13 protein-coding genes are annotated in these 14,135 nt (G+C 63.2%); 4 read left to right on the top strand and 9 right to left on the bottom strand.

Features of this window, described 5'->3' with window-relative positions; genetic code table 11:
* Positions 1 to 139: 139 nt before the first annotated feature.
* The 7 genes from ACZYOF_RS26780 to ACZYOF_RS26750 form a co-directional block, all read right to left on the bottom strand.
* On the bottom strand, positions 140 to 1,897 hold the full coding sequence (locus ACZYOF_RS26780; protein WP_463717659.1) for an alkaline phosphatase: 1,758 nt from the start codon (positions 1,895 to 1,897) through the stop codon (positions 140 to 142).
* A gap of 251 nt (positions 1,898 to 2,148) precedes the next feature.
* Positions 2,149 to 3,486, bottom strand: a complete 1,338-nt coding sequence (gene argG, locus ACZYOF_RS26775; protein WP_130227331.1) for an argininosuccinate synthase — start codon at positions 3,484 to 3,486, stop codon at positions 2,149 to 2,151.
* 128 nt (positions 3,487 to 3,614) lie between these two features.
* Positions 3,615 to 4,370, bottom strand: a complete 756-nt coding sequence (locus ACZYOF_RS26770) for a phosphatase PAP2 family protein (protein ID WP_463717658.1) — start codon at positions 4,368 to 4,370, stop codon at positions 3,615 to 3,617.
* A 139-nt stretch (positions 4,371 to 4,509) separates the two neighbouring features.
* On the bottom strand, positions 4,510 to 5,001 hold the full coding sequence (locus tag ACZYOF_RS26765) for a hypothetical protein (protein ID WP_130581990.1): 492 nt from the start codon (positions 4,999 to 5,001) through the stop codon (positions 4,510 to 4,512).
* Positions 5,002 to 5,149: 148 nt separating this feature from the next.
* A complete protein-coding gene (gene rlmN / locus ACZYOF_RS26760; protein WP_463717657.1) occupies positions 5,150 to 6,364 on the bottom strand; it encodes a dual-specificity RNA methyltransferase RlmN in 1,215 nt (404 codons plus the stop codon).
* Positions 6,365 to 6,428: 64 nt separating this feature from the next.
* Positions 6,429 to 6,974, bottom strand: a complete 546-nt coding sequence (locus ACZYOF_RS26755) for an invasion associated locus B family protein (RefSeq protein WP_463717656.1) — start codon at positions 6,972 to 6,974, stop codon at positions 6,429 to 6,431.
* A gap of 191 nt (positions 6,975 to 7,165) precedes the next feature.
* On the bottom strand, positions 7,166 to 8,005 hold the full coding sequence (locus ACZYOF_RS26750) for an SDR family oxidoreductase (RefSeq protein ID WP_463717655.1): 840 nt from the start codon (positions 8,003 to 8,005) through the stop codon (positions 7,166 to 7,168).
* Positions 8,006 to 8,094: 89 nt separating this feature from the next.
* On the opposite strand from ACZYOF_RS26750, the gene ACZYOF_RS26745 reads away from it, so the two are divergent.
* The 3 genes from ACZYOF_RS26745 (at position 8,095) to ACZYOF_RS26735 (ending at position 11,511) form a co-directional block, all read left to right on the top strand.
* Positions 8,095 to 9,069 carry an NADPH:quinone oxidoreductase family protein gene (locus ACZYOF_RS26745; RefSeq protein WP_130581994.1) on the top strand — a complete coding sequence of 325 codons (975 nt, stop codon included), beginning with the start codon at positions 8,095 to 8,097 and terminating at the stop codon, positions 9,067 to 9,069.
* Positions 9,070 to 9,450: 381 nt separating this feature from the next.
* Positions 9,451 to 10,317: a hypothetical protein gene (locus tag ACZYOF_RS26740; RefSeq protein WP_282531232.1), complete on the top strand. Its 867-nt coding sequence runs from the start codon at positions 9,451 to 9,453 to the stop codon at positions 10,315 to 10,317.
* An 18-nt stretch (positions 10,318 to 10,335) separates the two neighbouring features.
* Positions 10,336 to 11,511, top strand: a complete 1,176-nt coding sequence (locus ACZYOF_RS26735) for a TAXI family TRAP transporter solute-binding subunit (RefSeq protein ID WP_463717654.1) — start codon at positions 10,336 to 10,338, stop codon at positions 11,509 to 11,511.
* A 2-nt stretch (positions 11,512 to 11,513) separates the two neighbouring features.
* On the opposite strand, the gene ACZYOF_RS26730 is transcribed toward ACZYOF_RS26735, so the two are convergent.
* Complete coding sequence (locus ACZYOF_RS26730; RefSeq protein WP_282531234.1) at positions 11,514 to 11,897, bottom strand: YkvA family protein; 384 nt, start codon at positions 11,895 to 11,897, stop codon at positions 11,514 to 11,516.
* A gap of 111 nt (positions 11,898 to 12,008) precedes the next feature.
* The gene (locus ACZYOF_RS26725; protein ID WP_208823086.1) at positions 12,009 to 12,308 is read right to left on the bottom strand and encodes a 4a-hydroxytetrahydrobiopterin dehydratase; all 300 of its coding nucleotides are present in this window, start codon (positions 12,306 to 12,308) and stop codon (positions 12,009 to 12,011) included.
* A 172-nt stretch (positions 12,309 to 12,480) separates the two neighbouring features.
* Between ACZYOF_RS26725 and ACZYOF_RS26720 the strand changes: the two genes are divergently transcribed.
* On the top strand, positions 12,481 to 13,923 hold the full coding sequence (locus tag ACZYOF_RS26720; RefSeq protein ID WP_463717653.1) for a TAXI family TRAP transporter solute-binding subunit: 1,443 nt from the start codon (positions 12,481 to 12,483) through the stop codon (positions 13,921 to 13,923).
* Positions 13,924 to 14,135 lie beyond the last annotated feature (212 nt).

Genomic DNA, 14,135 nt, shown 5'->3' with positions numbered 1-14,135 from the left:
ATCGTGCCACAATGGCCGGCGGTGGGCGTGCTCTTGGTCGATGCTTGCATCAGACTCTCCGATGGTTCGAGTGTGGAAACCCAAACCTACCGGAAAGGGCGCGCTCACCGCCCCATGGAATCTACAAGAGCTCGCGACGCTACGGCGCCGGTGCCGCTAGTCCCAGCGCATCGGCGATGACACGGAAAACGTCCGTGTTGTCCATCGAACCATGAACGCGTTCGCTGCCGGGACCGGTTGCGGTCAGGATGACGTCCTCTCCCGAATGCACGCTGGCGCCGATCATCGCCGGCAGATTGCCAGGACGCAGCACTGCGCCCGGAACGTCCTTGTATTTGTCGTTGGCTTTGAACGTCCCAGGCTCATCGCCCTTCGCGGTCGGATCATTCGGGTTGTCGAGCTTCGGGCGGAAGGTTTCGTAATGGTCGGGCAGGCTGGCCGAGAAAATCGCGAGCCGCCGGCTGACATCGACCCGCGAGGGATAGCCTTCGGCATCGGCCGCCGGATAGTTGGGGAATCCCGCTTTGTCATAGACGCCGACGCGTTCGCGGAACGGGACGTTGGGCGTCTTGGTCATGTCGTCATTGATGGTGCCGACAAGACTGTTGGGATGATTGTGGTCCGCCACCACCAGGATCAAGGTGTCATCGCCGCGGGCCTGCGCCCAGTCGCGCGCAAAACGAACGGCATTGTCGAGCATGATCGTGTCGTAGACCGCGCGCTCCATGTCCAGGAGATGAGCGTATTTGTCGATCAGCCCTGATTCCACCATCAGGAAGAAGCCGGCGTCGTTCTTCGACAGCACTTTCAGCGCGGCCTGCACCTGCTCGGTCAGGTCGGGCTGTTCGGGAAACTTGCCGACGCTGCCGCCTTTGAGGAGCTTGCGGTCCAGGACGCCATCCATATTGCCGGAGGCAAACAGTCCCAGCAGCTTGCTCGTGTCAGGTTTTGCAGCCGAAGCATCAAGCTCGGACTTTGTCGTCACCACCTGATAGCCGGCATCGCGAAAGCGGGCGATGTAATCCGTGTCGTCCTTGCGCTTCCCGGCTGCTGCTTGCGGCAGGAAATTCGCGCTGCCACCTCCCATCAAGACATCAGGCTTGGCGGCGAAGAGCTGCGCAACGATTTCATCATAGGCGGCGCGGCGGCGGGTATGCGCGACCATTGCCGCCGGCGTGGCATCCTCGACCTCGGTATTGGTGACGATCCCGATGCCCAGGCCAAGCCGCCGCTTCGCGACGCTCGTGATGGTTTCGACCTTCGGGTCATCGAACGGGCTTGCGGTGCGATCGGCGTAGACGCCCATCGCGTTGACGGCGGTCTTGTGGCCCGTGGCGTAGGCACTGGCCGCATTCGCCGAATCGGTGATGATCGAATCGGAGCCTGCGGTTGCAACCAGCGCCATATGCGGCATGTCGTCGATGGCGAGCTTGCCGAGGCTTTTGCCTTCCGCAATTCCCTTGGAGAGCATGCGCGCCGCAACGCGATGGGCCGGCGACAATCCATCGCCGATGAACAGGATCACGTTCTTGGCCTTGCGCGGACCGGTATCGTAAACTGACCACACGACAGTGCGGCTGCGCGCGCCGTCAGTGACTTCCACCTTCACGCTTCCAGGCTTGGTCAATGCGACGTCGCGAACGATCAGGGCCGACTGCTCCTTGCCATCTTCGCGCTCCACGAAGGTTCCGGACTGGCCGAACGCCGCGGAATAATCCGCGCCGTTCACCGTGACTTTCACGTTCGCCGGATCAACGCGATCGGGAAACTCGACCTTGAAGTCGAAATGGGCGCCGGCAAGGATGTCGGCGCGGTCGATCGGATAGATCGCCTGCGCGAGCGTTGGCGATCCGGACAGCAGGACGAGGAGAGCGGCACCGGCAAATGGCTTGATCATAATCTGTGCCCCACAATTGTTCGGGCGCGCCGGACGGCTGCAATTCCGAAGGCCACGGGCGCGCAGGCGACAAGATTAGCCGCGCCGAATGACGCGTCCATTACACATCGGGTCGAGCGCCAGCGATGGATCGCCGCAGTTCGTAGCCCGGATGGAGCGAAGTGTAATCCGGGTCCATGTATCCACGTCCGAGACGTTCCCGGATTGCGCTTCGCTCCATCCGGGCTACTGGGCTACTAGGCTCACACAGTTCAGCTCTTGTCGCTATCGAGCCTGAGGATGTTGGAGCCTTCGCCGAGCGACAGCAGGCCTGTCTCCGCGTAGAGATCCAGCTTGGTGCGGGTATCGGCGATGTCGAGGTTGCGCATTGTGAGCTGACCGATGCGGTCCGCTGGCGTGAATGCCGCATCCTCCACCTTCTCCATGCTCAGCCGCTCCGGCTGATAGCTCAGGTTCGGGCTCTCGGTGTTCAAGATCGAATAGTCGTTGCCGCGGCGCAGCTCGAGCGTCACCTCACCGGTGATGGCGCGAGCCACCCAGCGCTGGGCGGTTTCGCGCAGCATGAGAGCCTGGGAATCGAACCACCGCCCCTGGTAGAGCAATCGGCCAAGGCGCAGGCCGTTGATCCGGTATTGCTCGATGGTGTCTTCGTTGTGGATACCGGTGATCAGGCGCTCGTAGGCGATGTGCAGCAGCGCCATGCCGGGAGCCTCATAGATGCCGCGGCTCTTTGCCTCGATGATGCGGTTCTCGATCTGGTCGCTCATGCCAAGACCATGCCTGCCGCCGATGGCGTTGGCCTCGAGGAACAGCGCCACCGGATCGGGGAAAGTCTGGCCGTTCAGCGCGACGGGCTGGCCTTCCTCAAAACGCACGGTGACCTGTTCGGCCCTGACGACGCAGTCGTCGCGCCAGAACGGCACGCCCATGATCGGATTGACGATCTTGATGCCGCTTTGCAGGCTCTCGAGATCCTTGGCCTCGTGGGTGGCACCGAGGAGATTGCTGTCGGTCGAATACGCCTTTTCGGCGCTCATCTTGTAGGCGAACCCTTGCGCGGTCATGAACGCCGACATTTCCGCGCGGCCGCCGAGCTCGTCGATGAACTGCTGGTCGAGCCAGGGCTTGTAGATCTTCAGGTTCGAATTGGTCAGCAGGCCGTAGCGATAGAACCGCTCGATATCGTTGCCTTTGAAGGTGGAGCCATCACCCCAGATGTTGACGCCGTCCTCCTTCATGGCCGAGACCAGCATGGTGCCGGTCACGGCGCGACCGAGCGGCGTGGTGTTGAAATAGGTGGCGCCGCCGGTGGAGATGTGGAAGGCGCCGGATTGGATGGCGGCAATGCCTTCGTGGACCAATTGCATGCGGCAATCCACGAGCCGGGCTTTCTCGGCGCCAAACTCCATCGCCTTGCGCGGAATCTCGTTGTAGTCGGACTCGTCGGGCTGGCCCAGGTTCGCGGTGTAGGCAAAGACGCGGGCGCCTTTCTGCTTCATCCACAGCAGCGCTGCGCTGGTGTCGAGACCGCCCGAGAAAGCGATGCCGACTTTTTCCCCCTTGGGCAGGCTTTTCAAGATCGTACTCATGGAGCGTCCAATCGGTCGTAAAGTCGTTTGCTGTTAAGTTGCGCGAATATCAAATTTCGCGCTGATGGGCACGCGTTTAATGGCGAACTGCCGTCCCCGCGCAAAGCTGGCAGCCGGCGGAGATTGGATCATCCCGGCTGACGCCAGCGCTGCATCAGCCGGTAGCCGGGCTGGGCGAACCGGGTCAGTGCGGCGTCGACCTGGGCATCCGTCAGCCGCGTCGACGGCCAGCGGTAGATCAGGGCATAGGCGAGCCAGATCACCAGGTAGGTGACGATGCCCGCAATCGCGACATCGGTGAAGAAGTGGCCGCCAAAGGCCATCCGCAGGGCGCTGGTGGCGATGCCGAACACGGTCGCCGCCCCAAACGCCACGACGCGCCATTGCGGCGGCGCCAGCGCTGCCGGCGCATAGGTCCAGAACGCGGTCGCACCCTCGCCGGAGAAGAACGAGCAGTTACGGCCGCAGGTGCCGCGCGGATCCCACCACGGCACGAAGCTCTTGTCGCCGGCGAACTCGGTCACCGCCACCGGTCGCGGCCGGCCCCAATAGGTCTTGAAAGTGAAGTTGGTGAGGATGCCGGCGGAGAGCAGCAGCGTCACCAGGAGAAACGTCGCGGCGCGGCCCGAGATCAGCATCGGCCGGTCGGGCCTGATCATTTTGACGACGAACGCAGCGATCGCGGGCAGCGCGAATCCCCAGGCAATCCACATCGCCGCATCGCGCGCAAATGACGCGACGGCGTTCAGCTTCAACGGAAAGGTTTTTTGCGCGGCATCGTAGAACAGCGCGCCGAGCTTCAGGTCGAACTCTGGAAAGAGCCCGAACAATAGCCCGATCACGACCGCAAGCCCCAGCGCGATGAAAAGTCCGGTCCGGTTCATGGCGCGCGGTTTAGCCGAGGCGATGGGGTATTGAAACCCTTTGCCGTCGTCATTCCGGGACGATGCGAAGCATCGAACCCGGAATCTCGAGATTCCGGGTTCGGCTCTTTGAGCCGCCCCGGAATGACAGGGACAAATCTCACGGCTGCGGCCGGGATTGTGACGGCAGTGGCGGGGGCGGCGGCAATTTGCGCGGCGGCTCGCGCCAGGCGCCGGCGGTGCGGCCCGCAATCAGCCAGTACACCAGACCCGCGACGATGCCGGCGCCGGTCATGATCTCGAGATGGCGATGCACGATGCCCTCGAACTGGAACGTATCGGGATCGAACGGAACCAGGCCGAGATAACAGCCGGCGCCGACGATCGCGCCACCGATCGCATAGGTCAGCGCGCCCCGGACATTGAAGGCTTCCGTGATCAGCACCACGATCAGCGCCGGCAGCAGCGCGAATCCGGAAATGAAGATGAAGCCGAAGCCGAGCACGATATTGATGGCGTTCTGATCGATCTGACCGGTGCCGATATCGCTGAATTCGGGATAAAGCACCGCCACGACGATGATCATTCCCGCCACCAGGCAGGAGGCCAGGAAGGCGAACAGGATCAGGAAGACGCGGCCGATCAGTGCCATGCTATTGCGCCGTCATTGCGAGGAGCGAAGCGACGAAGCAATCCATGTCTCGGCAACCGGAGGAATGGATTGCTTCCGCCTTCGCTCGTTGAGCTTCGGCGGACAAGTCGCTTCGCTCGCAATGACGGACTGCATGCCCACAAAATCATCAATCCGTCATCGCCATCGCGCGCAGCGCCTGGCGCTCGCGGGCGGAGAGTTTCTCCGTCTCCGATTTCAACTGGCCGCAGGCGGCGAGGATGTCGCGGCCGCGCGGGGTGCGCACCGGCGACGAATAGCCGGCGTTGAAGATATATTCGGAGAATTTCTCGATCTGCTCCCAGTCCGAGCACTCGTAACGCGTGCCTGGCCAGGGATTGAACGGGATCAGGTTGATCTTCGCCGGAATGCCCTTCAGCAGCTTCACCAGCAGCTTGGCGTCATCGAGCGAATCATTGACGCCCTTCAGCATCACATATTCGAAGGTGATGCGCCGCGCGTTGGAGGCGCCGGGATAGTCGCGGCAAGCCTGCAGCAATTCGGCGATCGGAAATTTGCGGTTGAGCGGCACCAATTCGTTGCGCAACTCGTCGCGCACGGCATGAAGCGAGATCGCGAGCATGACGCCGATCTCCTCGCCGGTGCGGATGATGTTCGGCACCACGCCCGAGGTCGACAGCGTGATGCGGCGGCGGGAGATGCCGATGCCTTCATTATCCGCAACGATGAGCAGCGCATCGCGCACCGCATCGAAATTGTAGAGCGGCTCGCCCATGCCCATCATCACGACGTTAGTGACCAGGCGATTGCCGTTCTCGCGGTCGGCCCAATCATTGAGGCGATCGCGGGCCACCATCACCTGGCCGACGATCTCGCCGGCGGTGAGGTTACGCACCAGGCGCTGCGTGCCGGTGTGGCAGAAGGCGCAATTTAGCGTGCAGCCGACCTGCGAGGAGACGCAGAGCGTGCCGCGGTCGGTCTCGGGGATATAGACGCATTCGACCTCATGCGGCTTCTCGAGCCGATCGCCGCTCGGCAGCCGCAACAGCCATTTGCGGGTGCCGTCGCTCGAGATCTGCTCGGCGACCACTTCGGGCCGGTCGACAGTAAAGTGCTTTTCCAGCTCGCTGCGCATGTCCTTCGAGACGTTGGTCATCTCGGCAAAGCTCTTGGCGCCGCGAAAATAGATCCAGTGCCATAGCTGCTGGGTGCGCATCTTGCGTTGCGAGGCCGGCACGCCGATCTCGCCGAGGCGCTCGGTGATCTCCGCGCGCGACAGCCCGATCAGCGACGGCTTGGCCGGCGGCACGTAGGTCTCGAGCGGAACTTTCTCCACGAGCGCGGTGCTAGCGCGATCGCTCTGGCTGGTGAGGGTGTCGGTCATGGAACATCAAATAGGCCTTCCAGCAGGCGCTGGAAAGGCATGAATGCCGCTGTTTCCGAATGAACTAGCGCCTGCAGTCCTGCGCCAGCCGATCGAGCGCCTGCGACAGGCCCTTGAGCGAAAATGTGTCCGTCGTCTCGGTGCCCTTGGCCGAGACGCCCTTCACGGTGAGGTCCGCGGCCTTACGCATGGCCTCCACCATACGCTCTTCTTCCGCGGCGTTCTTGATCCAGAGCCCGTCGCCCTGGGTGTACATCGCGTACGAGCCGCCGCCGACTTCGAGCGTGGATTCCGACCCCGGCTTCAGCGTGTAGCCGATCATGATCGAGACTTCGTTTACGACCTTTTCCGACGGACGGGTCGAGACGAAGGCGTAGGCCGGATCGCGCGGGCGATTCGGCGGATTGGTTTTCGACGACGACGGTTTTGCCAGCGCAAAACACACCTTCTTGCCGTTCGGAGCCGCCGTGTAGGCGCCCCAGGTGCCGAACTGGCCAATCAGCGTCGGTTCGACGCCGCCGGCAGCCGCAGTCGCGGCCTCCGGCTTGGCCGGGGCCGCAGGCTTCGCCGCGCCCTTGGTGGCCGCCTTGGGGGAACCGCCCTGCGCCATGGCAAGGGAAGTCGTCCCGCAAAGCAGGGCGCTTGCAACCAGAGATGTCAGTATTTGCCGCACGGACAACTGGTTCCCCTATCATTGTGACTGGAAGATGGCCCAACCGGCGTCGTCCCCGGCGCGATGCAATAGCCGGAAAAGGCCTTTTTGGGAAGGTAGTTAGGGGAGTGGCGCGCGGTTCCGCCGCATTAACTTTTGGCGCGCGAGGCGCGCTGCTGTTCCCACTGCGCGTCAGTCCATTGCAAGAGATCCTCGGCCCCGGAACTGCGCAAATGCGCGCCGCCGTCCTGCACCACCATCTCGCCATTGATATAGCCGCCCTGGTCGGAGATCAGGAAACTCGCGAGGTTGGCGAGCTCACCGTGCTCGCCCGGACGGCCCAGCGGGTTGCGGTGCGCCCAGCTCTCCTCGCGCCCTTCGGGCCGGAGCTGGCCGGTCGCACCCGGCGTCGGGAATGCGCCCGGCGCGATCGCGACGGCGCGGATGCCCTTCGGCCCCCATTCCACCGCAAGGCTCTTGGTCATCGCGAGCACCGCCGACTTCGCCATCGCCGACGGCACGGTGAAGGCGCGCCCGGTGATCGTCGAGGTGGAGAGGATCGAGAGGATGACGCCTTTGTGCCCGCTCTCGATCCAGCGCTTGCCCGCGGCGAGGGTGCAATACATCGTGCCGTGCAGCGTCGGCGCCAGGATCGCGTCCGCAGCGCGGAATGAGAGATGTTCGGTCTGCGCGATGAAGGTCGCCGCGGCGTTGTTGACGAGCACGTCGATCGGCGCCTCGCGCCAGATCGTGTCCATCATCGCATCCACCGCCGCGCCGTCGCGGATGTCGCATGTGATCGTCGCAACCTTGGCGCCGAGATCGTCGCGCAATCTCGCCGCCGTCTGCTGCAGTAATTCCGTCCTGCGGCCGCAGATCACAAGTTCGGCGCCGAGCTCGGCGAAGCGTCGTCCCATCGCGGCGCCAAGACCGGAGCCGCCGCCGGTGACGAGGATCCGCTTGTGCGCCAGCAGGCTCTTTTCAAACATTGTTTGATCCCTCCGCATTGTATTGTCGCCCGGCTTCAAATCCGGCATGAAGCGAGCAGCCTTTCTGCGTCCGAAAATCAGGTGTGTCCATGAAAGCCATTCTCTGCACGCAATATTGCCAACCCGACGATCTCGTGCTGGCTGACGTGCCCGATCCCGTGGCCGGACCGGGCGAAGCGGTGATCGTGATCAAGGCCGCGGCTTTGAACTTCTTCGATATCCTGATGATCCAGGGCAAGTACCAGATCAAGCCGCCGTTCCCGTTCTCGCCCGCGGCGGAGGTCGCCGGCGTGATCGAGAGCGTCGGCGCTGGAGTGACCGACCTCAAGGTCGGCGATCGCGTGGTTGCCTCCTGCGGCCACAATGGCGCGCGCGAGAAGATCGCGCTGCCGGCGAATTCGATCGTGAAGATTCCGGACAATCTCGATTTCGATCGCGCCGCCGGGATCATCATCATCTACGGAACCGCGCTGCATGCGCTGGAAGATCGCGCAAGCCCGAAGCCGGGCGAGACGCTGGCCGTGCTGGGCGCCGCCGGCGGCACGGGGCTTGCGGCCTGCGAGCTCGGCAGACTGATGGGCCTGAAGGTGATCGCCTGCGCTTCCTCGGACGAGAAGCTTGAGTTCGCCAAGCAGCACGGCGCCGAGCTGACGCTCAACTACGCCAAGGAAGATCTGAAAGACGGCCTGAAGGCGCTGACCGGCGGCAAGGGCGTCGACATCATCTTCGATCCCGTCGGCGGCACCTATGCCGAAGCCGCGCTCCGCGCCATCGCATGGGAAGGCCGCTTTCTCGTCATCGGCTTTGCCGCCGGCGACATTCCGAAGATGCCGCTGAACCTCGCGCTGCTCAAAGGCTGCGACATCCGCGGCGTGTTCTGGGGCGCGTGGACGCGGCTCAACCCCGAAAAGAACCGCAAGAACCTGCAGAAGCTCGTGCAGTGGACCGCCGAAGGAAAGATCTCTTCGCATGTCGACCGCACCTTCCCGCTGTCGCAAACGGCGGAAGCGCTGAAGGTGCTCGCCGGCCGCAAGGCGATGGGCAAGGTGATCCTGCATCCGTGAACAGACGGCATGCGCCGTAAAATAAAAAGAAGATCTCACACGTCTGAGTTGTAGCGCCGGGCAGGTGCGGCGCTTCCACTTATGGATTCGCGCGCACTTACCTGAGTGGCTCGAATGCGCTTACCTATGTGAATAAATTGAGCGAGTCTGGTTCCAAATGCGGAACTTATTCCCAAAGCGCCCAATTTTAATCCAGTGAATTGGGCATTTTTGCCCTAATCAAACCAAAATAAGTCCCAATTCGCTCTGATCAGGGCCGTTTTTTGGGCTCATTCGCAGTGCGTAAGTTCCCGTTAGCGGGCACTCGGGGAACGTCGACAACAAGCAAGAGACAACCAGGGATGCCCGTGCGTTGCGTATTGTGTAACGGGAAGCGTCAACATGGTGGATATTTCAGGACGCATGACGCCGAGGCAGGCGCATGACGCGGATTTCGACGATCCTGAGCTAGCAGAGTATCGCTACCAGCGGTCGCATCGAGCAGATACCGACATCGACAGAGACGAACCCGCTCCGCTGTTCCTTTCATACCCTCTCGACGAGGACAGCGGTGCGAAATACCAACGAGGTTCCCTTGAACGCTCGCTTGGCCGCTCTTTGCTCACGAGCGGTCTTCTCATCGCTGCCGCTGCGGCGGCCGCTGTTTTGCTGGTTTCCCTTGATGTCACACGCGACACCATGGTCGCCGCCAAGACGTGGCTGCTGGGCACTTCGCAGGTGCATGCGCGAACCGTCATGGCGGCGCTCCTGCAACCCGTGAGCGAGCCGGTACCGCCGCCGCCAACCAAGGCAGCTCCGCCGTCGCGCGAGCAGATCACGGCGGCCTATCAGGAGGCGATCAAGGGCGGCCAGGTTGTGGTCGGGCCATCACCATCTGTCTCTGCCGCTCCACCAGCACCATCTGCCGCTCCACCCGCGCCGTCGGCAGCGCCACAAGCGGCACCGCCCGCTACGCCGCAGGCAAGACAGGTCAGTCCCGACGAGCTCAGCGCCCTCATGAAGCGGGCGAACAGCCTGCTTGCGATCGGCGATATCCCAGCCGCACGGCTGCTGCTTGAGCGCGCCGCCGATGCGCAGGAAGCCGACGCGGCGCTGCTGCTGGCGCGGACCTACGATCCCCTGGTGCTGGGAACGAAGGATGCGCGCGCGATCACGCCCGATCCGGCTCAGGCGCGGATCTGGTACCGCCGGGCGGCCGAGCTTGGCTCGCAGCACGCCCAGCAACGTCTCACACAAATGCAAGACTGAACCGGTTTGGGGTAACACATGCGACGCTTGTTTGGAGTGGCGTTAATCGCCCTGACGATGATCTGCGGCCCGGCGGTACGGGCCGAGGAAACCGAATATGACCCGGCCAAGGTCAGCGACAGCCTGAGGGCCATCTTCCAGTTCGGCTCGGTCGCCACCAAGCAGAGCCTGAACGCCAACACGGTGACGCTGATCACGGGCACGATCGGCGGCACCTACGTCCAGTTCGGCGCCGACCTCGCTTCCGTGCTCGACGACGGCAACAAGTTGCGCGTACTGCCGATCGTCGGGCGCGGTTCGGTGCAGAGCGTCGCCGACATCCTGTTCCTGCAGGGCGTCGATCTCGGCATCGTCCGCGCCGACACGCTCGACTATCTCGAACGGAAGGGCTTTGCGAAGGACATCAAGAAGCAGTTCGCCTATGTGACCAAGCTCTACAACGAAGAGATGCATGTCGTCGCGCCGAAGACGATCAAGAGCTTGAAGGATCTCGAGGGCAGGATCGTCAGCGTCGACCTGCCCAATGGCGGTACCTTCGTAACCGCACTGACGGTGTTCGAGCGGCTCGGGATGAAGGCGAAGTTCGTCTATATCGAGCAGCGCATCGCGATGGAGAAATTGAAGGCCGGTGAAATCGACGCCGTGATCGTGACCGGAGGCAAGCCCTACAAGTCGGTCAGCACATTCAACAATGATGGCCGCTTCCACCTCGTCACCGTCAACTATGACAAGCCGCTGCAGAACGACTATCTGCCGGCGACGCTCACCTCAAAAGACTATCCGAACCTGATTTCGGATCAGGAGCGCGTCGACACCATCGCCGTTCCCGCCGTGCTCGCGGCCTATAACTGGGCGCCGAACACGGAACGCTCGCGCAAGCTGGCGCTGTTCGTGGATGCTTTCTTTACGAAATTCCCGACCTTCCAGAACCCGCCGTTCCATCCGAAATGGAAGGAGGTCTCGCTGGCCGCGCCGCTGCCCGACTGGACCCGGCTGCCGGCGGCCAAGCAATGGCTTGAGAAGCACAGCGTGGAAGCCGTGACGCGCAGTCGCTTCGATGAGTTCCTGAAGCAATCGCCGGGCGCAGCCAAGCTGCAGACGGACGCCGACAAGGAGGCGCTGTTCAAGCAGTTCCAGGCATGGGAAGCGGAGAACAACGCCCGCGCACAGGTGCGCACAGGCGAGAAGCGCTAGATCTACGGCTCCTCGGCTGTCTCGATGCCGCGCTTCAGCGCGGCACGGGCGGCTTCGCGGTGCTCCGGCGTGATGTGGCTTGCAACCATGCGGATCGCGGTCGCCAGGATCGCGGCATCATCGGTGAAGCCGAGAATCGGCATCACGTCCGGCACGAAGTCGAACGGCAGGATGAAATAAGCGATGGCGCCGAGCAGCGCCGCCTGCACATGGCGCGGCGTCTCCTTGTCGAACGCGCAATAATAGGCGGCCAGCAGGTCCTCGGCGAAAGGCAGTTTCGCCACCACCCGCTTCAGCTTGATCCAGAAACGCCGTCGCACGCTCTCGCGGTCCTGCGCCAGCCGATCGGCCGGCTCGAAACCGACAGTGTGTTCGGATGATGTCATCGGAAGAAGCTCCCTCGGACCACAGCCGCCAAGCGGTCCCGCGATCCCTGACGCAAAAGGTGGGGACCTCCTGCCTGCCCTGCAAGATCAGCCAAGGAGAAGTCGCCTCTCTCAGCCAGCCTGCTTGGCGATCGCCTCCATAGCCCTGGCCAATTCGATGTCGCGCGCCGTGACGCCGCCGGCATCATGGGTTGCAAGCACCACATCGACCGTCTTGTAGACGTTCCTCCATTCCGGGTGATGGTCGCGCTTCTCCGCGATCAGCGCGACGCGCGTCATGAAGCCGAAGGCCTCGTTGAAATCCCTGAACGTGAAAGTCTTGGCGATCGCCTCACGTCCCGGCACCTCGGACCAGCCGGATAGTTCCTTCAGCGCCGATTTCCGTGCCTCCGCCGACAACCGTCCTGCCATGGCAAGTCTCCATTTCACTCGTTCACACCCTAACACCGGCGGCCATCAGCGGGATCCATGCTCACGACGCGGCCGCAAAGCGCGTCCTATCGCCGCTGGTAACCATGACGGGATTGTAACCTAGGCGCTGCCGGAATTTTGTTACAATGCGAAGGATAAACGCGTCGGCAGGATGACCCAGAACCTCAAACGGCTGTTTGCGCGATCGATGACCGAGCCTGACTTCGTCGCCGCTCCAGCTTCGCCTCCGCCGCGTTCGGCGCGGCGTCGGCTGAGTTTCGTGATGATCGCCGGCGCGCTTGCCATCATTGGCGCACTGGCCGCCGGCTATTACTTCGCGATGCGGCCGGTGAACCTCAAGATCGCGGTCGGCCCCACCAACAGCGACGACCTCAAGGTGGTCCAGGCGCTCGCCCAGGCCTACAACCAGGGCAACAGCCAAATCCGCCTGCGTCTTCTGCAGACCGACGGCGCGGTGGCCAGCGCCGAAGCGTTGGCCGACGGCAAGGCCGACCTCGCCATTATCCGCGGCGATCTGGATGTCCCCAGGAATGCGCAGGCGGTGGCGACGCTGCGCAAGAATGTCGTGGCGATCTGGGTGCCGCCGCAGGGCAAAGGCGGGGGCAGGAAAGCCGCGCCAAGAATCACCAAGATCGCGCAGCTCGCCGGCCACCGCGTCGGTGTCGTCGGCCGCACGCCCGCCAACGTCAACCTCCTGAAGGTGATCCTGCAGCAATATGGCGTCGACCCCGCCAAGGTCGAGATCGTCCAGTTTTCCGCCAATGAGACGGCCGAGGCGATCAAGAGCCAGAAAGCGGACGCCTATCTCGCCGCCGGACCCGTCAACAGCAAGATCACGACCGACGCGATCGCAGCCTCGACCCGCGGCACGCCGACCTTCCTCGCCATCGACGCGGCGGAAGCGATCGCGCAGAACCATCCCGCCTATGAAGCCTCGCAAATCCCCGCCGGCTCGCTCGGCGGCGTCGACCGGCCTGCGGACGAGGTCAAGACCATCAGCTTCTCGCACCATATCGTGGCGCGCAGGGGCATTTCCGAATCCACCATCGCCATCTTCACCCGGCAGCTCTTCTCGATCCGGCAATCGCTGAAGAACGATTTCCCGCCGGCTGCCAGGATCGAGACACCGGACACCGACAAGGACGCCACGATTCCCGTGCATCCTGGGGCTGCGGCTTTCGTCGATGGCGACGAGAAGACCTTCCTCGACCGCTACAGCGATTACATCTGGTGGGGACTGATGCTGGTGTCCGCGATGGGTTCGGCCGGCGCCTGGTTTGCCGGTTACCTGAAAAAGGACGAACGCAGCATCAACACCTCGCAGCGCGACCGGCTGCTCGACATGCTCGCCGCCGCACGCCACAGCGACTCGATGGAAGAGCTCGACCAGATGCAGGCGGAAGCCGACAACATCCTGCGCGATGCGCTCGCATGCTACGAGCACGGCACAATCGAGGAAGGCACGCTGACCGCCTTCAACATCGCGCTCGAGCAGTTCCACAACGCCGTCACCGACCGCAAGCTGCTGTTGATCAGCATGCCGCAACACCTGCAGCGCGCCAGCGCGCAATTCCGCGCGGCAGGGACCGCTTAGCCAAGGCGGATACTCGACGCCCCGTCATTCCGGGATGCGCCGAAGGCGCAGGCCCGGAATCCATCGGGCCGCGAACGACGTGGATGAATGGATTCCGGGCTCACGCTTCGCGTGCCCCGGAATGACGGCTAGGAGCCGTAATCGCTTCGTCATAGAATCCTTCTAGGTCTGTTGCGACATTTCGGCGCATCCGGCGCCGGACCGACGGAGGC

This window comes from Bradyrhizobium sp. LeoA1Lang (genome assembly GCF_055413685.1).
This window is presented reverse-complemented; position numbering and strand designations above follow the sequence as displayed.